This window comes from Geodermatophilus pulveris (assembly GCF_900188375.1).
Classification (GTDB): Bacteria; Actinomycetota; Actinomycetes; order Mycobacteriales; family Geodermatophilaceae; genus Geodermatophilus; species Geodermatophilus pulveris.
In genome coordinates this window covers 611,720-637,529 of sequence record NZ_FZOO01000001.1, presented here as the reverse complement: position 1 = coordinate 637,529, position 25,810 = coordinate 611,720, and the positions used below count along the sequence as shown (strand labels likewise).

Here is a 25,810-nt window from a genome sequence, read left to right as displayed (position 1 = left end):
GCGCTCAGCCCGCGCCGGTCACGGCTGCGACGGCCTCGCCGTCCCGGGGCGCCCCCTCCGGCGTGACGTCGGACAGCGCCCGCCAGGCGGCTTCGGCGGCCTCCTGCTCGGCGGCCTTCTTGGTGCGCCCGGCCCCGCGGCCGTGGACGGTGCCGGCGAGGACGACGGCGGCGGTGAAGGTCTTGGCGTGGTCGGGGCCGGCGTCCTCGATCTGGTAGGCCGGGGCGCCCAGGCCCAGCCGGGCGCCCAGCTCCTGCAGGCTGGTCTTCCAGTCCAGGCCGGCGCCCCGGGTGGCGGCCTGGTCGAGCAGCGGGTCGAACAGCCGGTGCACGATGGCCGCCGCGGCGTCCAGGCCGAGGCCGACGTGCACGGCGCCGATGAGGGCCTCCACCGCGTCGGCCAGGATCGAGTCCTTGTGCCGGCCGCCGGTGGTCTCCTCCCCGCGGCCCAGCAGCAGGTGCGGGCCCAAGCCGCCGTCGCCGAGCCGGCGGGCGACGCCGGCCAGGGAGGTCATGTTGACCACGGAGGCGCGCAGCTTCGCCAGCCGCCCCTCGGGCAGCTCGGGGTGGCGCCGGTAGAGCTCGTCGGTGACGACCAGGCCGAGCACCGAGTCCCCGAGGAACTCCAGGCGCTCGTTGGTGGGCAGCCCGCCGTGCTCGTAGGCCCAGGACCGGTGGGTCAGGGCCAGCGCGAGCAGGCCGCCGGGCAGCTCGATGCCGAGGGCGTCGAGGAGCCAGGCGGCCGCGCGGTCGGCGTGCGCGGCACCGGCCGGGGAGCGGCCGGCCGACCCGTCGGCGGCCGGCCGGGCGCCTGGTGGCGTCGTCCCCACGGCTGGTGCGACCGGCGTCAGACGGAGAGGACCTGGCGGCCGGCGTACTGGCCGCAGTTCCGGCAGGCCTGGTGCGGCGGCTTGGGCTGGCCGCAGGCCTTGTTCGGGCACGGCGTCAGGGTGGGCGCGGTGGCCTTCCACTGCGAACGCCGGGCGCGGGTGTTGGAGCGGGACATCTTCCGCTTCGGGACGGCCACGTCAGTTCTCCTCTGGGTCGGCCGCGCCGGGGGTGCCCGGTGCGGCGAGTCGTGCGGCCAGCCCGGCCCAGCGCGGGTCGAGCTGCTCGTGGGTGTGGTCGGCCGGCAGGTCGTCGAGCCGCTGCCCGCAGTCGACGCACAGCCCGGCGCAGTCGTCGGTGCAGGTCGGCGCCAGCGGCAGGCTCAGCACGACGAGGTCGCGGACCATCGGCTCGAGGTCGATGTGCTCGCCCTCGACGGAGCGGACCTCGTCCTCCTCGCTCGTGGCCTCCGTGGTGCTGCCCGGATAGGCGAACAGCTCCTGGACGTCGAGCTCCAGGGTGTCCTCGACCGGCTCGAGGCAGCGGGCGCAGGAGCCGGCGACGGGGACGTCGACCTCGCCGGAGACGAGCACCCCCTCCATCACCGACTCCAGCCGCAGCCGCAGCGCGACCGGGGCGCCCTCGGGGACGCCGATGAGCTCCACCCGCCAGTCGGCGGGCGCGGGGAGCGAGCGCTCCAGCTCGTGCATCGACCCGGCCCGGCGGCCGAGCTCGCGCAGGTCCACGGACCAGGGGTTGGCGGCCGGACGCCGGGCGTCCGGGGACGCGGCGCCGGAGCGGGGCAGCGGTGCGGCAGGCATGTCGGTACTCGCGGTAGGCAGCGGGGAAGGGCCCGGCGGGGGTACGGGACCTCCGGCGGTCGGACCAGGAGGTCAGCCTACCCGATCGCGCGGACGGCGCCGTCCCGGCTCAGGTCGCGCGGAGGCTGGACCGGGCCTTCTCCACCGAGCGCAGCATCCGCTCCAGCGTGCCGCCGAAGTCGGCGAGCCGGCTGTCGACGTACTCGTCGACCTCGGTGCGCATGCGGGCGACGTCCGCCGCGGTCTGCGCCCCCAGCTCGTCGGCGCGGTCCACGGCGCCGCGGTAGACCTCGGTCTCGCTGACCAGCCGCTCGTGCTCGGCCTGCGCGGCCGCCAGGATCTCCGCGTGCTGGGCCTGCGCGTCGGCGAGGACGGCCTCGTGGTGCCGGCGGGCCTGCTCGACGATCTGCTCGGCCTCCTCCTCGGCGCGGGCGAGCAGGTCCTCGGCCTCGGCCTGGGCGCGGGTGAGCAGGTCGTCGCGCTGCCGCCGGGCCGTGCCGAGGATCTCCTCCCGCTGCCGGCGGGCCGCGCCGACGACCTGCTCGGTCTCGCTGCGGGTGCGCCCGGTCAGCCGCTCGGCCTCGGCCTGCGCCTGCTGGAGGATCTCGGTGCGCTGCTCCACGATCGCGCCGGCCTTGTGCACCTCGGCGGGCAGGTTCTCCCGGAGGTCGTCGAGCAGGTCGAGCAGCATGTCGCGGGACACCATGCACGTCCCGCCGGACATCGGCACGCTGCGGGCGTTCTCGATGACGCTGCCCAGCTCGTCGACGACCTCGTACAGGCGGTACACCACCTCGGTCACGGACTGCCCTCCCGCTCCCGCTGCGCGACCAGCCGCTCGTGCACGGCCTTGGGCACCAGGCCGGAGACGTCCCCGCCGAAGGTGGCGATCTGCTTGACCAGGCTGGAGGACAGGTGGCCGACCTGCGGGGCGGTGGGGACGAACAGCGTCTCCACCGCGGCCAGCTCGCGGTTCATCTGCGCCATCTGCAGCTCGTACTCGAAGTCGCTGACCGCCCGCAGCCCCTTGACGATCACCGGGACGTCGTGGGCGCGGCAGTAGTCGACGAGCAGGCCCTGGAAGCTGTCGACCCGCACGTTGGGCACGTCGGCGACCGCGTCGCGCAGCAGCGCCATGCGCTCGTCGACGGTGAACAGCCCGGCCTTGCCGGGGTTGACCAGCACGGCGACGACGAGCTCGTCGTACAGGGCCGCGGCCCGGGTGATGACGTCGACGTGCCCGTTGGTCACGGGGTCGAACGACCCGGGGCAGACGGCACGTCTCACGGACAGCGACCGTACCGGAGCACCGCCTCGCCGTAGCGGCGGTCGCGCAGGCCGCGCAGGGGTGTCGGCCAGGCGAACGGCGCCTCGCGGCTCGGCCGCTCGACCACCACGACGGCGCCCTCGGCCAGCCACTCGCCGCTGACCAGCGCCTGCAGCACGCCGACCACGTCGGCCGGCGGCGTGGCGTAGGGCGGGTCGGCGAGGACCAGGTCGAAGCGGGCCGGCGGCGCCCCGGCGACGACGGTGGGCACCGAGCCCGGCACCACCCGTCCGCCGGGCAGGCCGACGGCGTCCAGGTTGGCCCGCAGCACCGGCAGCACGCGGGGGGCGTGCTCCACGAACACCACCTGCGCCGCGCCGCGGCTGAGCGCCTCCAGCCCGAGCGCACCGGAGCCGGCGTAGAGGTCGAGGACGGTGGCGCCCTCGAGGTCCAGCAGCGTCGAGAGGGTGTTGAACAGCCCCTCCCGCGCGCGGTCGCCGGTGGGCCGCACGCCCGACGGCGGCACCCGCAGCCGGCGCCCGCCCGCGACCCCCGCGACCAGCCTGGTCATGGCCCCGTCCCGAGGCTCGCCCCGAGCCTGCGAGGGGTGAGGAGGACGGGGTCCTCTCTCATGTCTTCTCCAGGTACGTGGCGCGCTCGTCGGTGGCCAGCGCGGCCACCTCCATCGCCAGGCTGGGGAAGTCGGCCAGGCCGCGGTCGGTGGCCAGCAGCGCGGTGGCCTCCGCGCGGGCCTCGGCGATGAGCTGCTCGTCCTCCAGCAGCGAGAGCATCCGGATGCCCGAGCGGCGCCCGGACTGCGCGGCGCCGAGCACGTCGCCCTCGCGGCGGGTCTCCAGGTCCAGCCGGGCCAGCTCGAAGCCGTCGGAGGTGGCGGCCACCGCGGCCAGCCGCTGGCCCGTCGCCGAGGAGGGGGACGCCTCGGAGACCAGCAGGCACAGCCCCTGGTGCTCCCCCCGGGCGACGCGGCCGCGCAGCTGGTGCAGCTGGCTGACGCCGAACCGGTCGGCGTCCATGACCACCATCACGGTGGCGTTGGGCACGTCCACGCCGACCTCGACGACGGTGGTGGCGACCAGCACGTCGACCTCGCGGGCGGCGAAGGCCCGCATGGTGGCCTCCTTGACCTCCGGGGCCAGCCGGCCGTGCAGGACCTCCAGGCGCAGCCCGGCCAGCGGGCCGGCGCGCAGCTCCTCGGCGACGTCGAGGACGGCCAGCGGCGGACGGCGGTCCGAGCCGCCCTCGGCCGCGGCGCCGCCGGCCTCGTCGGGCTCCTCCCCGCTCGCGGCGTCCTCCCCGATGCGCGGGCAGACGACGTAGGCCTGCCGGCCGGCGGCGACCTCCTCGCGCAGCCGTTCCCAGGCGCGGTCCAGCCAGGCCGGCCGGTCCCGGACGGGGACCACGGAGCTGGCCACGCCGCCGCGCCCGCCGGGCAGCTGGCGCAGCGTGGAGGTCTCCAGGTCGCCGTAGACGGTCATGGCGACCGTCCGCGGGATCGGCGTCGCGGTCATCACCAGCACGTGCGGGGGCCGGTTGCCCTTGGCGCGCAGCGCGTCGCGCTGCTCCACGCCGAAGCGGTGCTGCTCGTCGACGACGACCAGCCCGAGGTCGGCGAACTCCACGCCCTCCTGCAGCAGCGCGTGGGTGCCGACGACGATGCCGGCGCTGCCGCCGGCGACCGCGGCGCGGCCCTCCCGGCGGGCGGCGGCCTTCTGCGACCCGGTGAGCAGCACCACGCGGGTGCCGGCCGGGTCGCCGTCCAGCTCGCCGGCGCGGCCCAGCGGGCCGAGCATGGCGCCGATGCTGCGGGCGTGCTGGGCGGCGAGCACCTCGGTGGGGGCCAGCAGCGCCGCCTGCCCGCCGGCGTCGACGACCTGCGCCATGGCGCGCAGCGCGACGACCGTCTTGCCGGCGCCGACCTCGCCCTGCAGCAGCCGGTGCATCGGCTGCTCCCGGGACAGCTCGGCGGCCAGCTCCTCTCCCACCTCGCGCTGCCCGTCGGTGAGGGCGAAGGGCAGCGCGGCGTCGACGGCGTCCAGCAGCCCGCCGGCCCGCCGCGGCCGGGCCACGCCGGGCTCCAGCGCGGCGGCGCGGCGGCGGGCGGCGAGGGTGAGCTGCAGGGTGAGCGCCTCGTCCCACTTGAGCCGGTGCGCCGCCCGCTCGACGTCGTCGTCGGAGGTGGGCCGGTGCACGTCGAGCAGCGCGGCCGCCAGGCTGGGCAGCCCGTGGCGGGCGCGCAGCCGCTCGGGCAGCGGGTCCTCGACGAAGCCGAAGCCGCCGGTGGCGTCCAGCAGCAGCTTCACGGACCGCTGCAGGACCCAGCTGGACACCTCCTTGGTCGCCGGGTAGATCGGGATGAGCGCGCGGGCCCAGTCGGTGTCGTCGTCCCCGGTGATGAGGTGGAAGTCGGGGTGGGCGAATTGCTTGCTCCTGCGGTACTCGCCGACCGTGCCGGCGAACAGTCCCCAGGCGCCCGCGGTGAGGTCGCCGTGCCGGCGGTTGAAGAAGACCAGCTGCATGGTGCCGGCGCCGTCGCCGACGGTGACCTCGGTGAGCGACCCCGGGCGGTTGCGCATCTTCCGCGTGCTGACCGTGCGCACCTGGGCCAGCACGGTGACGCGGTCGCCGACCTGCAGGTCGTCCAGGCGGGTCATCTCACCGCGCCTGGCGTAGCGGCGCGGGTAGTGCCGCAGCAGGTCGCGCACCGTGTGCAGGTCCAGCGACTCGGCCATCGCCCTGGCCGTCCTGGCGCCGAGCACCCGGTCCAGCCGGGTCGCCATGTCGACGGCCACTACTCCACCCCCACCTGCAGCCGGACCCCCTCGGGCGCGCCGTCGTAGCGGGTCACCTCGACCGTCGGGTGCCGGCCGGCCAGGTGGGCCAGCACGGCGGCGGCGAGGTCGGTGTCGGGGCCGAGCACGAGGGTGACCAGCTCCCCGCCGGCGGACAGCAGGCGGTCCAGCAGCTCGCAGGCGACCGCCGGAGCGGCGCCGCCCACGAGCAGCACGTCGCCGTCCGCCGAGCCGAGCACGTCACCGGGCACGCAGCGGCCCGCGCTGGTCAGCGCCTCCTGCTCCGCGACGGTGACCTCCGCCCAGCGGGTCGCGGCGGCCGCCTCGGCCATGGTGATGACGTCGTCGCCGAAGCGCCGGGCCGGGTCGGCGACGGCGAGCGCGGCCAGGCCCTGCACCGGCGACCGGGTGGGGACCACGGCGACCTCGCGTCCCTCCTCGCGGGCCCGCTCGGCGGCGCGGGCGGCCGGGGCGGTGAGGTCGGCGTCGTTGGGCAGCACGACGACGCCGGCCGCGCCGCAGCCCAGGACCGCGGCGAGCACGTCGTCCTCGGTGACGCCGCCCGGCCCGCAGGGGACGACGGTGGCGCCCCCACCGCGGAACAGCTCCGCCAGGCCTCCGTCGGGGACGATCGCCACGACGGCGCGCGCCCCGGGCACCGGCGCCGGGGACCGCACCGGGGCCAGCGGGCTGACCGAGATGCGGTGGGGGCGGCCGGCCTCGATGCCGGCCTCGATGGCCGCCCCCACGTCGCTGACGTGCACGTGCACGTTCCACTCGCGCCCGGCCGGGGTGTCGACGCCCACGACCACCAGGCTGTCGCCGAGCGCGGCGAGCCGGTCCCGGAGCCGGGCCACGGCGGCCTCGTCGCTGCCGGCCAGCAGGTACTGGACCTCGCTGCCCGGGCCGGCGGGCGGCTGGTGCGGCAGGTCGCCGGGGTCCGGGCCGTGGTGGTGCCCGGCGTGCGCCCCGTGCCGGGGCCGGCGGACCAGCGGCGGGCGGTCGGGCCCGACGCCGGTCACCGTGGCCACCAGCGCGTCGAGGACCAGGCACAGCCCCGCCCCGCCGGCGTCGACCACGCCGGCCTCGCGCAGGGCGGCCAGCTGCCCCGGCGTCCGCTCCAGGGCGGCCCGGGCGCCGTCGGCGGCGGCCCGCACCACCTCGGCCAGCCCGGTGTGCCCGCCGGCGACCGCGGCCCCCGCGGCCTCGGCGCCCGCGCGGGCCACCGTGAGGAAGGTCCCCTCCTCGGGGTCGGCGACCGCGCCGTAGGCGGTGTCGGCGGCCTTCTGCAGGGCGGCGGCGAGGGTCGGCCCGTCGGCCGGCGGTTGCCCGGCGAGCTGGTCGGCGAGCCCGCGGACGAGCTGGGCGAGGATCGTGCCGGAGTTGCCGAGGGCGCCCAGCACCGCGCCGCGGGCCATCACCGCCCACACCGGCTCGGTGCCCCCCGGCGGCGCCTGCTCCAGCTCGGCCAGCGCCGCCCGGGCCGTGGCCAGCAGGTTGGTGCCGGTGTCGCCGTCGGGCACGGGGAAGACGTTGAGGTCGTCCAGGCGCCCCCGGGCCGCGGACAGCGCGTCGACCGCGGCCCGGCACCACTGGCCGACCGCGGCGTCGTCGAGCGCCCGCAGCACGGCCGGAGACTACCCAGCCGGGCCGACAGCCCCGGGTGCGCGAGCGGGCCCCGGCGACCCCTCCGACGTCCCGGCCGGGGAGCGGTTAGACTCCTCGGAGGTCTTGTGTGCGGGCGCGTCGGCGTGCCGCCGTCCGCGAAACGAATCTCTGGGAGTGATCCACCGTGGCTGCCGTGTGCGACGTCTGTGGCAAGGGGCCCGGTTTCGGCATGTCGGTGTCGCACTCGCACCGCCGCACGCCGCGCCGTTGGAACCCGAACATCCAGTCCGTGAAGGCGCTCGTCGCCCCGGGCAACCGCCGCCGCATCAACGCGTGCACCTCCTGCATCCGCGCGGGCAAGGTCGTGCGCGCCTGACGCAGCGGTCACCGTTCGACCGGAGCCCGGAGGTCCTCGGACCCCGGGCTCCGTCGCGTCCGCAGCTCGCCACTCCCCCGGCGAGATCGCCGATCTCACTCGCCTGCGTCCCCCGATCCGTGCGGGACCGCCGATCTCGCCCGCCCTGTGGACGACGCAGGTGGACCCGCGTCGTCCCCGGCAGGCTGCCGCGGTGCCCCGTCGACGCCCCGTGTCCCGCCAGACCGGACCCGCGACCCGCGCCATGGTCCGTGCGGCCGGGATCACCGACCGCCAGTTGAAGCACCCGGCGGTGGTCCGCCTGTCGCGGGACACGTACCTGCCGCAGGGGGTGGCCGCGGAGGCGACCGTTCGGCTCGCCGCCGTGCTGCTCACCGCCCCGCCCGGTGCCGTCGTCAGCCACCGGACGGCCGCCGGGCTCGGGGGCATCGAGATCCCGATGCAGGAGCGGGACCTCCGGTCCTCGTCGAGTTCGACGGCGACGTCCACCGCGAGCGCGACGTGTTCGTCAACGACCTGCGCCGGCACAACCGGCTCGTCGCCGCGGGGTGGACGGTGCTGCGGTTCACCTCGGCCGACGTCCTGGGCCGCCCTGCGGGGGTCGTCGCGGAGATCCGCCGCGCCCTCCGCTGACGAGATCGGCGATCTCGCACGCTGCGGGGCCCGGATCCGTGCGAGATCGCCGATCTCGCCGGGAACGGCCCGGCGCTCACGCGATGCCGCGGCCGCGGGCAGCCTCGACCACCAGGTCGACGACGGTCAGCAGCGGCAGCGCGGTGCTGTCGATGACCAGGTGGTAGCTGCCCGGTGCGGCCGGGTCGACGCGGTAGTTGCGGCGCACGTACCCCTCCCGCGCGGCGTCGTTGGCGCGCATCTCCCGCCGCACCTCCTCCGGCGGGCGGCCGCTGCGGGCCACGGCGGCGGCCAGCCGGCGCTCCGCGGGCCCGTCGAGGCGCACGTGCAGGGCGTCGGGCCGGTCGCCGAGGACCATCGCGGCGGCCCGGCCCAGCACCACCCCGCCCGGCCCGTCGGCGATCTCGCGCACGACCCGCTCGGTCTGCAGCCGGAAGGTCCGCTCGTCGAGCTGCTCGGTCACCGGGACGACGCCGCCCATCGGGTCGGGCATGGAGCCCAGCGAGGCGACGATCCGCCAGAGCCCCCGGGCGACGGTCTCGTCGTTCGCCTCCGCCTCGGCCACCGGGATGCCCAGCCGCCCGGCCACCCGGGCGGGGATGGCGCGGTCGTGGAAGAGCGTCCCCAGCCTGGCCGCGACGGCGGGCCCGACCTCGGCCCCCCCGGCGCCGTAGGACGCCGAGACGGTCACGACGCCGCTCACCGCCCACCCGCCAGGTCCTTGCCCAGGTGCACCGCGCCCGGCGCGTCGGCGTAGACGCCGTACCCGGGCACCGGGGTGTAGCCCAGGCCCGCGTACAGCGCCAGCGCCTCGGGCTGCTCGGGCCCGGAGTTGAGCACCACCGACCGGTGCCCGGCGGCCGCGACGCTGTCCTCCAGCGCGGCCATGAGCAGCTGCGCGAGCCCCTGCCGCCGGAACACCGGCGCCACGTAGACCCGCTTGACCTCGGCCACGCCGGGCGCGTGCACCCGCCAGGCGCCGCACCCCGCGGGGACGCCGCCCACCTCGGCGACGAGGAACAGCCCGGCCGGCGGCTCGAACTGCGCCGCGTCGACGACCGCCTCGTCCGGGCCGCCGTAGCGCGCCACGTACTCCTGCTGCACGCGGGACACCATCTCGCGGGCGAGCGGGTCGTCGTAGGGGACCGCGCGCAGGGCCACCGGACGGCCGTCGGCCAGCCGGGGCTCAGCGGAAGTGCGCATGACCGGTCCCCTCCGCCCCGACGGCCGCGGCCACCGCCTCCGCCGGCTGGCCGTCCACCCACACCCCCGGCTGGCCGGCGCGGACCGCGCCGACCGGCGTCCAGCCCTCGGGCAGGGGCCGGCGAGCGGGGAAGGTGGCCAGCAGGGCGTGGTCCTCCCCGCCGGTGAGCACCCAGGCCATCGGGTCCCCGCCGAGGGCGGCGGCCACCTGCTGCAGCGGACCGGGCGGCTCCAGGGTGGCCCGCACCAGCGCGGCCCGGTCGACGTCGATGCGCACGCCGCTCTCCCGGGCCAGGTGCCCGGCGTCGGCCAGCAGCCCGTCGCTCACGTCGCACATCGCGGTCGCCCCGGCGCCGGCCGCCGCCGGTCCGGCCGCGTACGGCGGGGTGGGCCGCCGGTGCGCGGCCACCGCAGCGGCCGGGCTGGTGAACCCGCGCCGCAGCACGGCCAGCCCGCAGGCCGACCAGCCCAGCCGCCCGGCCAGGGCCAGCACGTCGCCGGGCCGGGCACCGGAGCGCAGCACCGGGGCCCGCCCGCCCAGGTCGCCCAGGGCGGTCACCGACAGGACGACGGCGCCGCTGCCCGGCGCGGCCGACACCGTGTCCCCGCCGACCACCGCGGCCCCCAGCGGCGCGCACTCGGCGGCCAGGCCGGCGGCGACGCCCTCCAGCCACGTCGTCGGGGTGTCCGGCGGGCAGGCGAGCCCGACCAGCAGGGCGGTCGTCACCGCGCCCATCGCGGCCACGTCGGCCAGGTTGGCCGCCGCCGCCTTGTGCCCGACGTCCTCGGCCGAGGACCAGTCCCGCCGGAAGTGCCGCCCCTCGACGAGGACGTCGGTGGTGGCGACCACCCGGCCGTCGGGGGTGCGCAGGACGGCGGCGTCGTCCCCGGGCCCGACCTCGGCCGCCCGGGCCACGCCGGAGCGCGCCAGCACGCGGGCGATGACGCCGAACTCGCCCACGACCCGGACGCTGTCGGCGGGGTCGGTCCGTGGGACCAGCGGACGGGGACGACTCACCGGCTCCTCCAACGTGCTGCGGTAGGTTGCGCAACTGTCCGCCCAGCGGCGCGGACGCCGCACCTGCAGCGCCGCCCGAGGAAGGGTCTCCCGTGGTCCACGCCTACATCCTGATCCAGACCGAAGTCGGCAAGGCCGCCCAGGTGGCGTCGACCATCAGCGAGATCGCGGGCGTCTCCCAGGCCGAGGACGTCACCGGCCCCTACGACGTGATCGTGCGCGCCGAGGCCGAGACCGTCGACGAGCTCGGCCGGCTGGTCGTGGCCCGGGTGCAGTCCGTCGACGGCATCACCCGGACGCTGACCTGCCCCGTCGTCAACATCTGAGCACCCTGACCGAGAGCCCCGGGCCCGCCGGCGACCCGACGCCGCCGCCCCGGGCGGAGGACCCGCTGCGGCGGGTGGCGCTGCTCGTCACCGCCGTCGTCGTGCCGCTGGTGGTCGTGCTGCTGGTGCTCACCCGCGTCCTCGGCGACGACGAGCCGGCCGGCGGGCCGGACGGCGACGCGGTGGCCGACGTCGAGGGCTCCCCGGTGCCCGGTCGCGCCGACCTCCCCCCGCTGCCGGTGCCGGTGCCGCCGGTCACCCCGGAGGCCGAGGCCGCCTGCCCGGCGCTGATGGGACAGCTGCCGCTGGAGCTGGCCGGCGAGCAGTCCCGCCCGGTGGACTCCGACTCCCCCTTCGCCTACGCCTGGGGCGAGCCGCCGGTGGTGCTCGTCTGCGGCGTCGAGCGGCCGGCCGCACTGGAGCCGACGTCCCCGCTGATCCAGATCAGCGGGGTCAACTGGCTGGTGGACACCACCGACCCCGACCGGGTCGTCTGGACCGCCGTCGACCGGCCGGTGTACCTGCAGGTCACCGTCTCCGCCGACACCGACAGCGCCCCGGTCACCGCGCTGGCCCCGGTCATCAACGACACCCTGCCCCTGCAGCCGATCGGCGCCGGCGGCTGAGTCAGCCCGGGAGCCGGTCCAGCTGGGCGGCGGTGACCGCCCGCGCCTCCCCGGTGGCGACCTCCACCGAGCCGGCCACCGCGGTCACCGACACGCTGAACACCCCGTGCGGGCACCAGGTGAACGCCGCGGGCGAGGCCACCCGCGCCGCCGGGGCGCCGTCGGGCAGCACCAGCAGGGAGCAGCCGGCCGGCAGCTCCGCCGGGTCGGCCTGCAGCCGGCCGCCGTAGACCCGCGCGTCGTGCGCGGCGACGTCCTCGGTGAACGTCCCGGCGCCCTCGGCGGTGGCGAACCGGTGGACGGCGACGGTGGTCAGCCGGCCGGACCCCGACCCCCAGTAGCGCTCCCAGCCGAAGAGGTAGCCGTAGTCGTCGAGCACCTCGCGCTCGCGGTCGGCGTCCTCCGCGTAGCCCGCGACGTCCTGGACGGACTTCGCCCCGGCCGGCGGCGACAGCGAGTCGTCCGGTACCCGGGGCAGGCCGGAGGGCACCGCGGTGACGACGAGCGGCTCCAGCTCCGCGACCGCCTCCGGGGTCGCCGCGGCACCGGGAGCCGGGGGGCCGCCGTCCGGCGGGGCGGTGCACCCCAGGAGCAGGGCCAGCAGCAGCGCCGGCCCGCCGTGCCGGACCACCGCCGGCGGGGTCACGCCCAGGTGCCGTCCAGCGCCGCGGCCGGGCCGGTGGCCCTCACGCCGGCCAGGGCCACCTCGACCAGCCGGTCCACCAGCGCGGCGAAGTCCACCCCGGAGGCGGCCCACATCCGCGGGTACATCGAGATGGGCGTGAACCCCGGCATGGTGTTCACCTCGTTGACCACCAGCCGCTCGGCGCCGTCCGGGCCGGCGCCGAGGAAGAAGTCGACCCGCGCCAGGCCCCGGCAGTCCAGCGCCAGGTAGGCGCGGCGGGCCGCCTCCTGCACCGCGCGGGTCTGCTCGGCGGTCAGGTCGGCCGGGACGTCGAAGTCGGCGGCGTCGTCGAGGTACTTGGCGGCGAAGTCGTACCAGTCGGTGCCGGGGTGCAGCCGGATCTCGGCCGGCAGGCTGGCCTCCGGAGGCCCGCCGCCGGGTCCGGCCAGCACGCCGCACTCGATCTCCCGGCCGGGCACGGCGGCCTCCACGACCACCTTGGCGTCCACCGCGGCGGCGGTCGCGACGGCCTCGGGGAACTGCGCCCAGTCCGTCACCCGGGTGATCCCGATGCTGGACCCCGCCCGCGCGGGCTTCACGAACACCGGCAGGCCCAGCCGCTGGCGGGCGGCGGCGTCCAGCGCGCCGGGGTCGGCCGTCAGCGCGCCCGCGGCGTCGCGCAGCACCACGTGGTCGCCCTGCGGCAGCCCGGCGGCGGTGAGCAGCTTCTTGGTGAACTCCTTGTCCATCGACGCCGCGCTGGCGAAGACCCCGGAGCCCACGTAGGGGATGCCACTCATCTCCAGCAGTCCCTGGACCGTGCCGTCCTCGCCGTGGGTGCCGTGCAGCGCCGGGAAGACGACGTCGAGCCCGATCCGCTCGCCCCCGCCGTCCAGGCGCAGCAGCCCGGGCCCGGCCGGGTCGCCCACGAGCGTCACCGCCGTCCCGCCGGTGACCTCGGGCAGCGCGCCGTCGACGATCGCCAGCCGCAGGCCGGGGTCGGGCAGCACCCAGGCGCCGGCGCGGGTGATGCCCACGGGGACGACGTCGTAGCGGTCGCGGTCCAGGGCCGCGAGGACGGCCCCGGCCGAGACGCAGGAGATGGGGTGCTCCGCGCTGCGGCCGCCGAACACCACCGCCACCCGCAACCGCTGCACTGGCCCGCTCACAGCGGCTTCCCCGGCTGTCCGCTCATCGCGGCCGACCCTAGTGGAGGCGACGCGGCCGGCCCCGGCGACGGGCACGACGGCGCCGGTGCACCCCCGGTGTGGGAACCTCAGTCGCGATGGCCCAGAACAGTGCCGGGACGGCGTCCCCCCCGCTCGGCCTGCGGCTGGCCGGGGCCGCCGTCCACCTCTACACCGCCAGCGGCTCGGTGCTCGGCCTGCTCATCGTGCTGGCGGCCTTCGAGGGCGACGCCGTGGCCGCCCTGTGGTTGGGGCTGGTCGCCCTCGTCGTCGACGGCACCGACGGGATGCTGGCCCGCCGGCTGCGGGTCAAGGAGACGATCCCCTGGTTCGACGGCGCCCGGCTCGACGACATCGTCGACTACCTCACCTACGCCTTCGCCCCGGTCGTGCTGCTGTGGACCACCGGGTCGCTGCCGGCCGGCACCCTCGGGTGGGTCGTGGCCGCGCTGCCGCTGCTGGCGTCGAGCTACCAGTTCTGCCGGATCGACGCGAAGACCGAGGACCACACGTTCCTGGGCTTCCCGAGCTACTGGAACGTGGTCGCCTTCTACGCCATCGTGCTGGACCTGGCGCCGGGCCTCGTGGCGACCGTGCTGGTCGTCTGCTCGCTGCTGGTGTTCGTGCCGGTCCGCTACCTGTACCCCTCGCGCACCCCCGTCCTGCACGGCCTGAGCCTGGTGCTGACGGCGGCGTGGCTGGTGCTCTACGGCGTCCTGCTGCTGCAGGTGCCCGACCCGCACCCGGTCGTGGTGACCCTGTCGCTGGCCTACATCGGCTACTACGTCGGCGTGAGCCTGTGGCTGACCGCGCGGGCGGCGCACCGCCGCCGCGGCGAGCCCGCGCCCGTCGGCTAGACCGCGTCGAGGGCGGTGCGGAGGTCGGCGACCAGGTCCGCGGTGTCCTCGATGCCGCAGGACAGCCGCACGAACCCCTCGCCGACCGCGTCACCGCCCCACTGGGCCCGCCGGTCGACCGTGCTGTGCACCCCGCCGAAGCTGGTGGCCGCCGCCCAGAGCCGGCTGGCGCCCACCAGCCGCGCGACCGCCGCCGCGTCGGGCAGCTCGGCGGACACCACGCCGTTCGGGCGCAGCATCTGCCGGCAGGCCAGCTCGTGGGAGGGGTCGCCGGGTCGCCACGGCCAGCGCACGCCGCCCACCGCGGGGTGCGCCGCCAGCAGGTCGGCGACGGCCGCGGCGGTCGCCGCCTGGCGGGCCAGCCGCAGGTCCAGGGTGCTCAGCGAGCGGTGCCCGAGCCAGGCCTCGAACGGGCCGGGCGTGGCGCCGGTGTGGTCGCGGAAGTCCTTGAGCCGGGCGTACAGCGCGTCGTCGGCGGTGCTCACGTGGCCGAGCAGCAGGTCGCTGTGCCCGGTGAGCGCCTTGGTGTCCGCGCCGACGGTCAGGTCGGCGCCCAGCTCCAGCGGCCGCTGCCCCAGCGGGGTGGCGGTGGTGTTGTCGACGGCCAGCACAGCTCCGGCGGCGCGGGTGGCGCGGGCGACCGCCGCGACGTCGCAGACGTCGAGCAGCGGGTTGCTCGGCGTCTCCAGCATCACGAACCGCGCGCCCGCCAGGTCGCCGCGGGCCGCCACCGCGCCGATCTCCGGGGTCGGCACGTACTGCACCGTCACGCCGTAGCGCTCGAGCTCGTCGCGGGCCAGCAGCCGGGTCGCGTAGTAGCCGTCCGAGGGGAGCACGACGCGGTCGCCGGCGCGGACGACGGCCAGCACCGCTGCGCTGATCGCGGCCATGCCGGTCGCGAAGGACAGGCAGCGACCGCCGTCCAGCTCGCCGACGGCGGCCTCGAAGGCGCGCAGCGTCGGCTGGCCGGTGCGGGCGTAGGTGTCCGCGCCGTCGGCGCCCGGCGGGCGGTCGCCCAGGTGGAAGGGGGCGGCGAACACCGGCGACGGGCGCATCGGCGCGCCGGGCACGGGCGGCTCCTCGCCGGCCCGCACCGACCGGGTGCCGTCACCCCACGCGGTCTGCCCGCTCACTCCGGCTTCGCCTCCCGGGACATGATCTCCTTCACCATCTGCGGCACGGGCACGCCCTCGTGGCACACCCGCACGACGGCCTCGGTGAGCGGCATGTCCACCCCGCGCGCCCGGGCCAGGTCCAGCACCGGCCGGCAGCTCTTGACCCCCTCGGCGACCTGCCGGGTGCCCCGCTGCACCTCCTCCACGGACATCCCGCGTCCCAGCCGCTCGCCGAAGGTGCGGTTGCGCGACAGCGGGGAGCTGCAGGTGGCCACCAGGTCCCCGAGGCCCGCGAGCCCCGCGAAGGTGGTCGGCTCGGCGCCGAGCGCCGCGCCCAGCCGGGCGGTCTCGGCCAGGCCGCGGGTGATCAGCGAGGCCCGGGTGTTGTCGCCGAAGCCCATCCCCTCGGTGATGCCGCAGGCCAGCGCGATGACGTTCTTGACCGCGCCGCCGAGCTCGCAGCCGACCAGGTCGGCGTTCGTGTACGGCCGGAAGTAGGGGGTGTGGCAGGCGGCCTGCACCTGGGCGGCCCGCTCGCGGTCGGGGCAGGCCACCACGGTCGCGGCCGGCTGCTCCTCGGCGATCTCGCGGGCCAGGTTGGGGCCCGACAGCGCGGCGACCCGGTCCGGGCCCGCGCCGGTGACCTCGCAGATCACCTCGCTCATCCGCTTGGTGCTGCCGAGCTCGATGCCCTTCATCAGCGACAGCAGGACCGCGTCGGCCGGCAGCAGCGGCGCCCACTCGCCGAGGTTGGCCCGCAGCGACTGGGAGGGGACGGCGAGCACCACGATCTCGGCGCCGGCGAGCGCCTCGGCGGGGTCGGCGGTCGCCCGCAGCCGGTCGGGCAGCCGGATGCCGGGCAGGTAGTCGGGGTTCTGCCGCGTCTCCCCGATCGTCCCCGCCAGCTCCGGCCGGCGGGCGTGCAGCAGCACCGAGCAGCCCGCGTCGGCCAGCACCTTGGCGAACGTGGTGCCCCAGGAGCCGGCGCCGAGGACGGCGACGCGGGTCACGCGGCGCTCCCCGGCAGGTCGCCGGGCAGCGCACGCCGGGGGTGGGGAGTGGTCGTGGGAGGGGCCGGCTCCCCGCGGAGCTCGGCCAGCTGGTCGCGCACGCTGGCCATCATCCGGTCGGTCACCTGCCGCAGCAGGTCACCGGTCATCGGCCGCCCGGCGCGCGCTCGCGCCCGCAGGTCGGTGAGGTCGACCGGCTCGCCGACCAGGTACTCGGCGGGCGCGCGCAGCCGCGGGTGCAGCCGCTTGGCGTGGTAGTCGTGCACGCGCTGCGGGCCCCACTGCGCCACCGGCAGGACGACGGCGTCGGTGGCCAGCGCCAGCCGCGCCACCCCGGTGCGCGCCTCCATCGGCCACCAGTCCGGGTCCCGGGTCACCGACCCCTCGGGGTAGATGACCACGACGTTGCCGGCGGCGAGGTCGGCCTCGGCGGCCGCGAGCGAGGTGCGGGCGTCGGCCGAGCCGCGGGCCACCGGGATCTGCCCGGCACCCCGCAGCAGCCGGCCCGCCCACCCGGTGAACAGCGACTCCTTGGCCAGGAAGTGCGGCACGCGGCCGCAGTCCCAGACCAGCCGGGCGCAGGCCAGCGGGTCCAGCACCGACACGTGGTTGGCCACCAGCAGCACCGGCCCGGTGCGGGGGAACCGCTCGGCGTGCCGGTAGCGCATCCGGAACAGCAGCACGGTGGCCGGGTAGATGACCAGCACGCAGAACAGCAGCGCCGGCGTCAGCGGCCGGCGGGTGCGCCACCGGGACCGCGCGGCCGGGGCGCGCCGCGTCCCCCCGGCGTCCGGGGACCCGTCCTGCGTCACCGGCCCCTCCCCTCCGTGCCGCCCGGCGCCTGTCCGGCCGGGTCTGCGATCCCCCCATGATCGACCCTCGGCTGTCCCGGAGGGCGCACCGGGTCCGTCGGCCGGGTGTCGGCGGGTGTGTCCACACTGGCGCCGTGCGCGCGTGGTCGGTCGTCGTCCCGGCGAAGCGGCTGTCGCTGGCCAAGACCCGGCTGCGGCCGCGGTCCGGCGCGGTCGCCGGGCCGCCGGGGGCCGCGCACGACCGGCTGGTGCTGGCCCTGCTCGGCGACACCGTCGCCGCGGCGCTGTCCTCCCCCGCCGTCGGCGGCGTCCTGGTGGTCACCGACGACCCGGCCGCGGCCGCCGAGGTGCGCGCCCTGGGCGCGCGCACGGTGCCCGACGAACCGGACGCCGGCCTCAACGCGGCGCTCGCCCACGGCGCCCGGGCCACCGGGGCCCGCGCGGTGGCGGCCCTGTCGTCGGACCTGCCGGCGCTGCGCCCGGCGGAGCTCACCGCGGCGCTGGCCGCCGCGGAGGCCACGGCAGGAGGCACGGGCCGGTGCTTCGTGGCCGACGCGCAGGGCACCGGGACGACGCTGCTCACCGCCGCCGGCACCGGGCTGTCCCCCGCGTTCGGGCCCGGCTCGGCGCGGCGGCACGCGGCCGGCGGCGCGGTCCGGCTGACCGGCCGCTGGCCGGGCCTGGCCCGGGACGTCGACACGCCCGGTGACCTGCGTGCCGCCCTGGCGCTCGGGGTCGGGCCGCGGACCGCCGCGCTGCTCGGCGCCGCCGGGCACGCCGCCGGCTGACCCCGCGGCGGTCACCCGCCGGCCACCGGACTGCGGCACGATGACCCCGTGGCCCCGACCCGACCCGCCGACCGGTACATCAACCGTGAGTTGTCGTGGCTGGACTTCAACGCCCGCGTGCTGGAGCTCGCCGAGGACGACTCCGTGCCGCTGCTGGAGCGGGTGAAGTTCCTGGCGATCTTCGCGGGCAACCTCGACGAGTTCTACATGGTCCGCATCGCCGGCCTCAAGCGCCGGCAGAGCACCGGCCTGACCGTGCGCTCGCCCGACGGGCTGACCATCCGCGAGCAGCTGGCCCGGGTGAGCGAGCGGACCCGCGACCTGGTGCACCGGCACGCCGACGTGTTCACCAAGGACATCACCCCGCGGCTGGAGGAGGCCGGGGTCCGGATCGTGCGCTGGCACGACCTGGGCGAGTCGGAGCTCCCCCGGCTGCGAGAGTACTTCCGCGACCAGGTGTTCCCCGTGCTGACGCCGCTGGCGGTCGACCCGGCGCACCCGTTCCCCTACATCAGCGGCCTGTCGCTGAACCTCGCGGTCCGGGTGCGCGACCCCGACACCGACGCCGCGCGCTTCGCCCGGCTCAAGGTGCCCAACAACGTGCCCCGCTTCGTGCCGGTGGCGGTGGACTCCACGGCGGCCTTCCTGCCGCTGGAGGACCTCATCGCCGCGCACCTGCCGGCGCTGTTCCCCGGCCTGGACGTCATCGACCACCACCTGTTCCGGGTCACCCGCAACGCCGACCTGGAGGTCGAGGAGGACCGCGACGAGGACCTGCTGCAGGCCCTCGAGCGGGAGCTGGCCCGCCGCCGGTTCGGGCCGGCGGTGCGGCTGGAGGTCGCCGAGCCGATGCACCCGGAGGTCCTCGAGGTGCTGGTCTCGGAGCTGGAGGTGGACGCCTCCGACGTCGTCCACGTGCCCGGGCTGCTGGACCTCGCCGCGCTGTGGGAGCTCTACGAGCTGGACCGCCCGGAGCTCGGGGACGACCCGTTCGTGCCGGCCACCCACCCGCGCCTGTCGGAGGGCGAGACGCCCAAGAGCGTGTTCGCCACGCTGCGGGAGGGGGACGTGCTGGTTCACCACCCGTACCACTCCTTCGCGACCAGCGTGCAGCGCTTCATCGAGCAGGCCGCCGCCGACCCGCACGTGCTGGCCATCAAGCAGACGCTGTACCGCACCTCGGGTGACTCCCCGATCGTCAACGCGCTCATCGACGCGGCCCAGGCCGGCAAGCAGGTCGTCGTCCTCGTCGAGATCAAGGCGCGCTTCGACGAGGAGGCCAACATCAGCTGGGCCCGCTCGCTGGAGCGGGCCGGGTGCCACGTCGTCTACGGGCTGGTGGGGCTCAAGACGCACTGCAAGACCGCGCTGGTGGTGCGCCGGGAGGGCCCGCTCATCCGCCGCTACTGCCACATCGGGACGGGCAACTACAACCCCAAGACCGCCCGGCTGTACGAGGACCTCGGCATCCTGACCGCCGACCCGCGGGTGGGCGCGGACCTCACCGACCTGTTCAACACCCTGACCGGCTACTCGCGCCAGACGTCCTACCGCCGGCTGATGGTGGCGCCGCACGGGATCCGCCCGGGGCTGGTCGAGAAGATCCGGCGGGAGGCCCGCAACGCGAGCGAGGGCCGGCCGGCCGGCATCCGGGTCAAGGTGAACTCGCTGGTCGACGAGGAGCTCATCGACGCCCTCTACGACGCGTCGGCGGCCGGCGTCCCGGTGGAGCTGCTGATCCGCGGGATCTGCTCGCTGCGGCCCGGCGTCCCCGGGCTGTCGGAGACCGTGCGGGTCCGCTCCATCGTCGGCCGGTTCCTCGAGCACTCGCGGGCGATGTGGTTCGCCGGGGGCGGGGAGGGCGAGTGGTGGATCGGCAGCTCCGACCTCATGCACCGCAACCTCGACCGCCGGGTCGAGGTGCTGCTGCGGGTCTGCGACGACACCGCCGAGCGCCAGCTGCAGGAGATGTTCGACGGGGCGATGGCCGGGGACGTGCGCTGCTGGGAGCTGGGCAGCGACGGCACCTGGACCCGCACCGGGGAGCGGGACTACCAGGCCGGGCTGATGGCCGCGGCGGTGGACCATGCCGGGTGAGCCCGGCGGCCCGGTGCGCGCGGCCGGGGGCGCGCTCTGGCGGCCGACGGCCGGCGGCGGCATCGAGACCGCGCTGGTGCACCGGCCGCGCTACGACGACTGGTCGCTGCCCAAGGGCAAGCCGGAGGCCGGCGAGCACCTGCTGCAGACGGCGGTGCGCGAGGTGGCCGAGGAGACCGGGCTGCAGGTGGTCGTCGGCCGGCGCAGCCTGCGCACCCAGTACCGGGTGCCCGAGGGCTCCAAGCTGGTCGACTACTGGGTGATGCGGGTCGTCGGCGGGGGGTTCGAGCCCAACCGGGAGGTCGACGAGCTGCGCTGGCTGCCCGTCGACCGGGCCTGCGCGCTGGTCACCCACCCGCACGACCGCGCCGTGCTCGTCGACCTGGCGCGCACCGACGTCCCGCGGCAGCCCGCGTTGCTGCTGGTGCGGCACGGCAAGGCCGGCAGCAAGGCCGACTGGGACGGGCCCGACGAGCTGCGGCCGCTGGAGCCCCGCGGCCGGCAGCAGGCGCAGCGGCTGGCCGAGGTGCTGCCGTTGTTCGGGCCGACCGCCGTCCTGTCCGCCCGGCGCACCCGCTGCCGGGACACCGTGGCCCCCCTGGCGCAGCGCCTGGGGCTCACCGTCGAGGACCTGCCCGAGCTGGGCGAGGAGGAGTTCGCCGCGGACCCGCCGGCGGCCCTCGCCACCCTCCAGCGCCTGCTCGAGCCGGCCGGCCGGGACGGGCGGTCAGGGCCGACCGTGGTGTGCAGCCAGGGCGGGGCCATCCCGTCGGTGCTGCTGGAGTTCGGCGTCCGCTGGGAGGGGGAGGCCGCGCGGCCGCACCCGCCGGCGGCCAAGGGCAGCACCTGGGTGCTGGCCGGCCGGCCCGGCGCGCTGGCGGCCGACTACTACCGGGACTTCTGGCCCGACACCGAGGACACCCCCGCCCGCTGAGGGAGGACCCCCCTCGCCTGCGTCAGCGCGCGGGCAGGACCTGCGGCAGCCAGGCCGGGCGGCGGGCCTCGTACTGCTCGACGTCGGCCAGGTGCCGCTCGGTGAGCCCGACGTCGTCGAGGCCCTCCAGCAGCCGCCAGCGGGTGTAGTCGTCGACCTCGAACGGCACGGCGCGCCCGCCGTGGGTGACCCGCCTCTCGCGCAGGTCGACGGTGACCGGGGTGGCCGGGTCGGCCTCGGCGGCGTCCCACAGCGCCTCGACCTCGGCCTGCGGCAGGACGACGGTCAGCAGCCCGGACTTGGTCGAGTTGTTCTTGAAGATGTCGGCGAACCGCGAGCTGATGACGACGCGGAACCCGCCGTCCAGCAGGGCCCAGCAGGCGTGCTCGCGGGAGGAGCCGGTGCCGAAGTCGGGGCCGGCCACGAGGACCGAGGCGCCGGCGTACTGCGGCTGGTTCAGCACGAAGTCCGGCTCGTCCCTCCGCCAGGCGACGAACAGGCCGTCCTCGAAGCCGGTCCGGGTGATCCGCTTGAGGTACTCGGCCGGGATGATCTGGTCGGTGTCGACGGCGCTGCGGCGCAGCGGCGCGACCGTGCCGGTGTGCGTGGTGAAGGGCTGCACGGCGGGGCTCCTCTCTCAGACGCCGGCGGGGACGTCGGCCAGGTCGGCCGGGGCGGTGAGCTTCCCGGTGAGGGCGGTGGCGGCGGCGACCGACGGGGAGACCAGGTGGGTGCGCCCGCCCTTGCCCTGCCGGCCCTGGAAGTTGCGGTTGCTGGTGGAGGCCGACCGCTCCCCCGGCTGGAGCTGGTCGGGGTTCATGCCCAGGCACATGGAGCACCCCGCGCCGCGCCACTCCGCGCCGGCCTCGGTGAACACCCGGTCCAGGCCCTCCGCCTCGGCCTGCAGCTTCACCCCGACCGACCCGGGGACGACGAGCATCCGGGTGCCGGCGTCGATCCGCCTCCCGCGCAGCAGCGCCGCGGCGGTCCGCAGGTCCTCGATGCGGCCGTTGGTGCACGAGCCGAGGAACACGGTGTCCACCTCGATCTCGCGCAGCGGCGTGCCGGGGGTCAGGCCCATGTAGGCCAGCGCCTGCTCGACGGCCCGGCGCTCGCCCTCGTCGGCGAGGGACGCCGGGTCGGGCACCGACCCGGAGATCGGCAGGCCCTGGCCGGGGTTGGTGCCCCAGGTGACGAAGGGGGTCAGCGACGCGGCGTCCAGCACGACCTCGGTGTCGAAGACCGCGCCCTCGTCGGTGCGCAGCGTCCGCCAGTGCGCGACGGCGGCGTCCCAGTCCGCGCCCTGCGGGGCGTGCGGGCGGCCGCGCAGGAACTCGACGGTGGTCTCGTCCGGCGCGATCAGCCCGGCGCGGGCGCCGGCCTCGATGGACATGTTGCAGATCGTCATCCGGGCCTCCATCGACAGCGCCTCGATGGCGCTGCCGCGGTACTCGATGACGTGGCCGGCCGCCCCGTTGGTGCCGATCTGCGCGATGACGGCCAGGATGACGTCCTTGGCCGACACGCCCTCGGGCAGCTCGCCGTCCACGGTGACGGACATCTGCCTGGCCCGGTACTGCGGCAGCGTCTGGGTGGCCAGCACGTGCTCGACCTCGGAGGTGCCGATGCCGAAGGCGAGCGCGCCGAAGGCCCCGTGGGTGGAGGTGTGGCTGTCCCCGCAGACGATGGTCGTGCCGGGCTGGGTCAGGCCCAGCTGCGGGCCGATGACGTGCACGATGCCCTGGTCGCGGTCGCCCATGGGGGCCAGCCGGATGCCGAACTCCGCGGCGTTGCGGCGCAGCGCATCGACCTGCGCCCGGCTGACCGGGTCGGCGATCGGGCTGAGGACGTCCAGCGTCGGGACGTTGTGGTCCTCGGTGGCCATCGTGAGGTCCGGCCGGCGCACCGTGCGGCCCGCGGCACGCAGGCCGTCGAAGGCCTGCGGGCTGGTCACCTCGTGCACCAGGTGCAGGTCGATGTACAGGAGGTCCGGCTCGCCCGCGGTGCTGCGCACCACGTGGGCGTCGTAGACCTTCTCCGCCAGGGTCTTCGGCACGGGTACCTCCGCAGTGCGACCGGGCTGGGCATCTCATTGTGTGGGATGCGAGTATTGCTGTGTGGGACAGCCTAACCCCGTCGCCGTCTTGGACAAAGCGGTGGCCATCCTCCGCGCCGTGTCCGCCGAACCCGCGACCCTCGCCGAGCTCGTGGAGCGCACGGGGCTGCCCCGGGCGACCGCGCACCGGCTGGCGGTCGCCCTCGAGGGCCACCGCCTGGTGCGGCGCACCCCGGCCGGCGCGTGGGCGCCCGGCCCGGCGCTGGCCGAGCTCGGCCGCGGGGTCGCCGACCTCGCCGCGGTCGCCGGCCGGCACCTCCCGGCGCTGCGGGACGCCAGCGGGGAGAGCGCCCAGTTCTACGTCCGGGACGGCGCCAGCCGGGTCTGCGTGGCCGCCGCCGAGCGGGCCCACGGGCTGCGCGACACCGTGCCGGTCGGCGCGCGGCTGCCGATGACCGCAGGCTCGGCGGCCCACGCGCTGCTCGCCTTCGCCCCCGCCGACGAGGTGACCCCGCTGCTGCCGGCCGCCAGCTTCACCGCCCGCACGCTGCTCGACGTCCGCCGCCGCGGCTGGGCGCACAGCGTCGCCGAGCGGGAGCCGGGGGTCGCGTCGCTGTCCGCGCCGGTCCGCGACGCCGGGGGCGGGGTGCTCGGTGCGGTGTCGATCTCCGGGCCGGTCGAGCGGCTGGGCCGCCGCCCGGCCCCGGAGGTGGTCGGCGCGGTGCTGGAGACCGCCGGCGCCATCGCCCGCGCCGCCCGCTGAGCCGCGCGGACGGGCCGCCGGTCACCGGCCGGGAGGGGGGTCCCCGTCGTCGTCGGCGGTGTCGTCGTCGTCGGTGGGGTCGACGACCACCGGCCGCAGCCGGGACCACAGCACGAAGGCCGCGGCGAAGGCCAGCATGCCGAGACCGGCCCACAGGTTGGCCGGCACGCCACCGGTCTTGGCCTGCTCCGCGGCGCTGTCGCCGACCAGTCCCACGACCACCAGGACCGCGCCGTAGAAGCCGATGAGGGCGGCGATGACGTTGCGCACGTCGTAGGCGCCGGCCGCGTGCCGCCGGCCCGGGGCCGCGCCGTCCGCCCCGCTGCTGCCCATCGGGCTCTCCTCCCCCGACCGCGACGCCATCAGGCGAAGGCCACGTTGAGCGCGATCACCATGACCAGCGCGATCCCGGCCAGCTTGGTGGGCGACCGGTACCAGGGCAACCGGGCGGCGTCGGGGTCGGTGCGCTGCTCCCGGGGCGTCTCGGAGTAGACCAGCCCGGCCAGCTGGGCCACCGGCTTGGGCTCGGTCACCCGGCTGACCGCGACGCTGACCACGATGTCGACGACGAACGCCGCCCCGGCCGCGACGAAGGCCGCGCCCTGCCCCGGCAGCGAGATGAGCCCGGTCTCGTTGGCCAGGAACACGGAGACGGCGGCCACGGTGCCCGAGACCAGCCCGACCCAGCCGGCCGTCGGCGTCATCCGCTTCCAGAACATGCCGAGGATGAACGTGGCGAACAGCGGGGCGTTGAAGAAGCCGAACAGCGTCTGCAGGTACTCCATGAGGTTGCTGTAGCCGGCCGCGATGAACGCCGTCCCGATCGCCACCACCGTCGCGCCGACCGTGGCCAGCCGGCCGATCCGCAGGTAGTAGTCGTCGGGCCGGTCCCGGCGCACGTAGGTCTGCCACAGGTCGTAGCTGAAGACGGTGTTGAAGGCGGAGATGTTGGCCGCCATGCCGGCCATGAAGGAGGCCAGCAGGCCGGCGATTGCCACGCCCAGCAGTCCGTTGGGCAGCACGTCGCGGATGAGGACCAGCAGCGCCTCGTTGTAGGTGATCGGGCTCTCCGCGCCCTCCTTGAGCGCGCGGACCTCCGGCACGATCGCGGCGGCGATCATCCCGGGGACGACGACGAGGAACGGGATGAACATCTTCGGGAAGGCCCCGATGACCGGGGTGCTGCGCGCCGCCGACATCGAGTTGGTCGCCATCGCCCGCTGCACCTCGACGAAGTTCGTCGTCCAGTAGCCGAAGGACAGCACGAAGCCCAGGCCGAACACGATGCCCAGCACCGACCACACCGGGCTCTGGAAGCCCGACAGGTCGGTGGCCGGCCAGGTCGACAGCGGGTCGGTGTACCCCGGCGTGCCGGTGACCGCGTCGGCGAAGCCGCCCAGGCCCCCGACCCGGTTGAGGCCGATGAGGGTGAGCGGCAGCAGGGCGGCGACGATGACGAAGAACTGCAGCACCTCGTTGTAGATGGCCGCCGACAGCCCGCCCAGGGTGATGTAGCTGAGCACCACGGCGGCCGCGGCGATCAGCGACACCCACAGCGGCCAGCCCAGCAGCGCCTCGACGATGGTGGCCAGCAGGAACAGGTTGATGCCCGCGATGAGGACCTGCGCCAGGGCGAAGGAGACCGCGTTGACCAGGTGCGCGCCGGTGCCGAACCGGCGGAGCATGAACTCCGGGACGCTGCGCACCTTCGACCCGTAGTAGAAGGGCATCATCACGATGGCCAGGAAGAGCATCGCGGGGACGGCGCCGATCCAGAAGTAGTGCATGGTCGGGAAGCCGTACTGGGCGCCGTTGGCCGACATGCCGATGATCTCGACCGCGCCCAGGTTGGCCGAGATGAACGCCAGCCCGGTGACCCAGGCGGGCAGCGACCGGCCGGACAGGAAGAAGTCCAGGCTGTCGGACACCCGGCGGCGGGCGGCGAAGCCGATCAGCAGCACGACGGCGAAGTAGGCGGCCACCAGCAGGTAGTCGACGAACGAGGCGTCCAGGCGCAGGGTGTCCACGGCGGCAGACCTCCGGTGTCGGTG

At 76.4% G+C, this 25,810-nt stretch carries 29 protein-coding genes; 9 read left to right on the top strand and 20 right to left on the bottom strand.

What is annotated here, in order from left to right; all coding sequences use genetic code 11:
* Nucleotides 1–4 precede the first annotated feature (4 nt).
* The 8 genes from rnc to CHB98_RS03085 form a co-directional block, all read right to left on the bottom strand.
* Nucleotides 5–829 carry a ribonuclease III gene (gene rnc / locus CHB98_RS03120; protein ID WP_089304102.1) on the bottom strand — a complete coding sequence of 275 codons (825 nt, stop codon included), beginning with the start codon at nucleotides 827–829 and terminating at the stop codon, nucleotides 5–7.
* A 17-nt stretch (nucleotides 830–846) separates the two neighbouring features.
* Nucleotides 847–1,026 (bottom strand): 50S ribosomal protein L32, encoded by a 180-nt coding sequence (gene rpmF / locus CHB98_RS03115; RefSeq protein ID WP_089304101.1) that lies wholly within the window; start codon nucleotides 1,024–1,026, stop codon nucleotides 847–849.
* A gap of 1 nt (nucleotide 1,027) precedes the next feature.
* Nucleotides 1,028–1,648, bottom strand: coding sequence for a YceD family protein (locus CHB98_RS03110; RefSeq protein WP_089304100.1), 621 nt, complete (start codon nucleotides 1,646–1,648; stop codon nucleotides 1,028–1,030).
* A gap of 109 nt (nucleotides 1,649–1,757) precedes the next feature.
* Nucleotides 1,758–2,450, bottom strand: a complete 693-nt coding sequence (locus CHB98_RS03105) for a hypothetical protein (RefSeq protein WP_089304099.1) — start codon at nucleotides 2,448–2,450, stop codon at nucleotides 1,758–1,760.
* Nucleotides 2,447–2,935: a pantetheine-phosphate adenylyltransferase gene (gene coaD / locus CHB98_RS03100; protein ID WP_089304098.1), complete on the bottom strand. Its 489-nt coding sequence runs from the start codon at nucleotides 2,933–2,935 to the stop codon at nucleotides 2,447–2,449. The genes CHB98_RS03105 and coaD overlap by 4 nt, the downstream gene beginning before the upstream one ends.
* On the bottom strand, nucleotides 2,932–3,486 hold the full coding sequence (gene rsmD, locus CHB98_RS03095; RefSeq protein WP_089304097.1) for a 16S rRNA (guanine(966)-N(2))-methyltransferase RsmD: 555 nt from the start codon (nucleotides 3,484–3,486) through the stop codon (nucleotides 2,932–2,934). The genes coaD and rsmD overlap by 4 nt, the downstream gene beginning before the upstream one ends.
* Nucleotides 3,487–3,544: 58 nt before the next feature.
* The gene (gene recG, locus CHB98_RS03090) at nucleotides 3,545–5,725 is read right to left on the bottom strand and encodes an ATP-dependent DNA helicase RecG (RefSeq protein WP_218822217.1); all 2,181 of its coding nucleotides are present in this window, start codon (nucleotides 5,723–5,725) and stop codon (nucleotides 3,545–3,547) included.
* The gene (locus CHB98_RS03085) at nucleotides 5,725–7,353 is read right to left on the bottom strand and encodes a DAK2 domain-containing protein (RefSeq protein WP_089304096.1); all 1,629 of its coding nucleotides are present in this window, start codon (nucleotides 7,351–7,353) and stop codon (nucleotides 5,725–5,727) included. The genes recG and CHB98_RS03085 overlap by 1 nt, the downstream gene beginning before the upstream one ends.
* 173 nt (nucleotides 7,354–7,526) lie before the next feature.
* Between CHB98_RS03085 and rpmB the strand changes: the two genes are divergently transcribed.
* Together rpmB and CHB98_RS22615 are read left to right on the top strand one after the other, a co-directional pair.
* Nucleotides 7,527–7,709, top strand: a complete 183-nt coding sequence (gene rpmB, locus CHB98_RS03080) for a 50S ribosomal protein L28 (protein WP_425432354.1) — start codon at nucleotides 7,527–7,529, stop codon at nucleotides 7,707–7,709.
* Between the two features lie 147 nt (nucleotides 7,710–7,856).
* The gene (locus CHB98_RS22615; RefSeq protein ID WP_089304094.1) at nucleotides 7,857–8,342 is read left to right on the top strand and encodes an endonuclease domain-containing protein; all 486 of its coding nucleotides are present in this window, start codon (nucleotides 7,857–7,859) and stop codon (nucleotides 8,340–8,342) included.
* Between the two features lie 76 nt (nucleotides 8,343–8,418).
* Here the strand turns inward: CHB98_RS22615 and CHB98_RS03070 are convergent, their stop codons facing one another.
* Genes CHB98_RS03070 through CHB98_RS03060 form a run of 3 tightly spaced genes read right to left on the bottom strand, consistent with a single transcriptional unit; the run spans nucleotide 8,419 to nucleotide 10,563 of the window.
* Nucleotides 8,419–9,045: a cytidylate kinase-like family protein gene (locus CHB98_RS03070; RefSeq protein WP_089304093.1), complete on the bottom strand. Its 627-nt coding sequence runs from the start codon at nucleotides 9,043–9,045 to the stop codon at nucleotides 8,419–8,421.
* Nucleotides 9,042–9,545, bottom strand: a complete 504-nt coding sequence (locus tag CHB98_RS03065; RefSeq protein WP_089304092.1) for a GNAT family N-acetyltransferase — start codon at nucleotides 9,543–9,545, stop codon at nucleotides 9,042–9,044. Before CHB98_RS03065 ends, CHB98_RS03070 begins: the two co-directional genes overlap by 4 nt.
* Nucleotides 9,529–10,563: a thiamine-phosphate kinase gene (locus CHB98_RS03060; RefSeq protein WP_089304091.1), complete on the bottom strand. Its 1,035-nt coding sequence runs from the start codon at nucleotides 10,561–10,563 to the stop codon at nucleotides 9,529–9,531. The genes CHB98_RS03065 and CHB98_RS03060 overlap by 17 nt, the downstream gene beginning before the upstream one ends.
* A gap of 92 nt (nucleotides 10,564–10,655) precedes the next feature.
* Between CHB98_RS03060 and CHB98_RS03055 the strand changes: the two genes are divergently transcribed.
* Both CHB98_RS03055 and CHB98_RS03050 read left to right on the top strand, forming a co-directional pair.
* Entirely contained in the window at nucleotides 10,656–10,889 is a 234-nt protein-coding gene (locus CHB98_RS03055; RefSeq protein WP_089304090.1) for an Lrp/AsnC ligand binding domain-containing protein, read from the top strand.
* 74 nt (nucleotides 10,890–10,963) lie between these two features.
* Complete coding sequence (locus CHB98_RS03050) at nucleotides 10,964–11,515, top strand: DUF3515 domain-containing protein (protein WP_245820884.1); 552 nt, start codon at nucleotides 10,964–10,966, stop codon at nucleotides 11,513–11,515.
* A 1-nt stretch (nucleotide 11,516) separates the two neighbouring features.
* Here CHB98_RS03050 and CHB98_RS03045 read toward each other — a convergent pair whose 3' ends face one another.
* Nucleotides 11,517–12,161: a DUF7373 family lipoprotein gene (locus CHB98_RS03045; protein WP_089304089.1), complete on the bottom strand. Its 645-nt coding sequence runs from the start codon at nucleotides 12,159–12,161 to the stop codon at nucleotides 11,517–11,519.
* Entirely contained in the window at nucleotides 12,158–13,309 is a 1,152-nt protein-coding gene (locus tag CHB98_RS03040) for a D-alanine--D-alanine ligase family protein (RefSeq protein ID WP_089304088.1), read from the bottom strand. The genes CHB98_RS03045 and CHB98_RS03040 overlap by 4 nt, the downstream gene beginning before the upstream one ends.
* A 116-nt stretch (nucleotides 13,310–13,425) precedes the next feature.
* Here CHB98_RS03040 and CHB98_RS03035 point away from each other — a divergent pair, with 116 nt between their 5' ends.
* Nucleotides 13,426–14,184: a CDP-alcohol phosphatidyltransferase family protein gene (locus CHB98_RS03035; RefSeq protein ID WP_089304087.1), complete on the top strand. Its 759-nt coding sequence runs from the start codon at nucleotides 13,426–13,428 to the stop codon at nucleotides 14,182–14,184.
* On the opposite strand, the gene CHB98_RS03030 is transcribed toward CHB98_RS03035, so the two are convergent.
* From CHB98_RS03030 to CHB98_RS03020, 3 genes are read right to left on the bottom strand one after another with little or no spacing between them, the layout of a single operon-like run.
* The gene (locus tag CHB98_RS03030; RefSeq protein WP_089304086.1) at nucleotides 14,181–15,317 is read right to left on the bottom strand and encodes a cystathionine gamma-lyase; all 1,137 of its coding nucleotides are present in this window, start codon (nucleotides 15,315–15,317) and stop codon (nucleotides 14,181–14,183) included. The two genes, CHB98_RS03035 and CHB98_RS03030, sit on opposite strands and share 4 nt — an antisense overlap.
* The gene (locus CHB98_RS03025) at nucleotides 15,314–16,309 is read right to left on the bottom strand and encodes an NAD(P)H-dependent glycerol-3-phosphate dehydrogenase (RefSeq protein WP_089304085.1); all 996 of its coding nucleotides are present in this window, start codon (nucleotides 16,307–16,309) and stop codon (nucleotides 15,314–15,316) included. Before CHB98_RS03025 ends, CHB98_RS03030 begins: the two co-directional genes overlap by 4 nt.
* Nucleotides 16,306–17,121, bottom strand: a complete 816-nt coding sequence (locus CHB98_RS03020) for a lysophospholipid acyltransferase family protein (RefSeq protein ID WP_089304084.1) — start codon at nucleotides 17,119–17,121, stop codon at nucleotides 16,306–16,308. The genes CHB98_RS03025 and CHB98_RS03020 overlap by 4 nt, the downstream gene beginning before the upstream one ends.
* A gap of 134 nt (nucleotides 17,122–17,255) precedes the next feature.
* On the opposite strand from CHB98_RS03020, the gene cofC reads away from it, so the two are divergent.
* The 3 genes from cofC to CHB98_RS03005 are packed head-to-tail and all read left to right on the top strand — an operon-like array spanning nucleotide 17,256 to nucleotide 20,940.
* Nucleotides 17,256–17,909 carry a 2-phospho-L-lactate guanylyltransferase gene (gene cofC, locus CHB98_RS03015; protein WP_245820883.1) on the top strand — a complete coding sequence of 218 codons (654 nt, stop codon included), beginning with the start codon at nucleotides 17,256–17,258 and terminating at the stop codon, nucleotides 17,907–17,909.
* 48 nt (nucleotides 17,910–17,957) lie between these two features.
* Nucleotides 17,958–20,006: an RNA degradosome polyphosphate kinase gene (locus CHB98_RS03010; protein ID WP_089304082.1), complete on the top strand. Its 2,049-nt coding sequence runs from the start codon at nucleotides 17,958–17,960 to the stop codon at nucleotides 20,004–20,006.
* Nucleotides 19,996–20,940 (top strand): NUDIX hydrolase, encoded by a 945-nt coding sequence (locus CHB98_RS03005; protein WP_089304081.1) that lies wholly within the window; start codon nucleotides 19,996–19,998, stop codon nucleotides 20,938–20,940. Before CHB98_RS03010 ends, CHB98_RS03005 begins: the two co-directional genes overlap by 11 nt.
* Before the next feature lie 22 nt (nucleotides 20,941–20,962).
* On the opposite strand, the gene leuD is transcribed toward CHB98_RS03005, so the two are convergent.
* Both leuD and leuC read right to left on the bottom strand, forming a co-directional pair.
* The gene (leuD, locus tag CHB98_RS03000; RefSeq protein ID WP_089304080.1) at nucleotides 20,963–21,562 is read right to left on the bottom strand and encodes a 3-isopropylmalate dehydratase small subunit; all 600 of its coding nucleotides are present in this window, start codon (nucleotides 21,560–21,562) and stop codon (nucleotides 20,963–20,965) included.
* A 15-nt stretch (nucleotides 21,563–21,577) separates the two neighbouring features.
* Nucleotides 21,578–22,996: a 3-isopropylmalate dehydratase large subunit gene (gene leuC, locus CHB98_RS02995; RefSeq protein ID WP_089304079.1), complete on the bottom strand. Its 1,419-nt coding sequence runs from the start codon at nucleotides 22,994–22,996 to the stop codon at nucleotides 21,578–21,580.
* A gap of 13 nt (nucleotides 22,997–23,009) precedes the next feature.
* Here leuC and CHB98_RS02990 point away from each other — a divergent pair, with 13 nt between their 5' ends.
* Nucleotides 23,010–23,759, top strand: a complete 750-nt coding sequence (locus CHB98_RS02990; protein WP_425432507.1) for an IclR family transcriptional regulator — start codon at nucleotides 23,010–23,012, stop codon at nucleotides 23,757–23,759.
* 21 nt (nucleotides 23,760–23,780) lie between these two features.
* On the opposite strand, the gene CHB98_RS02985 is transcribed toward CHB98_RS02990, so the two are convergent.
* Both CHB98_RS02985 and CHB98_RS02980 read right to left on the bottom strand, forming a co-directional pair.
* The gene (locus CHB98_RS02985) at nucleotides 23,781–24,092 is read right to left on the bottom strand and encodes a hypothetical protein (protein ID WP_089304077.1); all 312 of its coding nucleotides are present in this window, start codon (nucleotides 24,090–24,092) and stop codon (nucleotides 23,781–23,783) included.
* 29 nt (nucleotides 24,093–24,121) lie between these two features.
* A complete protein-coding gene (locus CHB98_RS02980) occupies nucleotides 24,122–25,786 on the bottom strand; it encodes a sodium:solute symporter family protein (protein ID WP_245820881.1) in 1,665 nt (554 codons plus the stop codon).
* Nucleotides 25,787–25,810 lie beyond the last annotated feature (24 nt).

Bases quoted from the DNA above. Each gene is read 5' to 3' on its own strand.
- CHB98_RS02985 (WP_089304077.1), bottom strand. From the start codon at position 24,092: ATGGGCAGCAGCGGGGCGGACGGCGCGGCCCCGGGCCGGCGGCACGCG.
- CHB98_RS03110 (WP_089304100.1), bottom strand. From the start codon at position 1,648: ATGCCTGCCGCACCGCTGCCCCGCTCCGGCGCCGCGTCCCCGGACGCC.
- CHB98_RS03065 (WP_089304092.1), bottom strand. From the start codon at position 9,545: ATGCGCACTTCCGCTGAGCCCCGGCTGGCCGACGGCCGTCCGGTGGCC.
- rsmD (WP_089304097.1), bottom strand. From the start codon at position 3,486: ATGACCAGGCTGGTCGCGGGGGTCGCGGGCGGGCGCCGGCTGCGGGTG.
- CHB98_RS03035 (WP_089304087.1), top strand. From the start codon at position 13,426: ATGGCCCAGAACAGTGCCGGGACGGCGTCCCCCCCGCTCGGCCTGCGG.
- CHB98_RS03005 (WP_089304081.1), top strand. From the start codon at position 19,996: ATGCCGGGTGAGCCCGGCGGCCCGGTGCGCGCGGCCGGGGGCGCGCTC.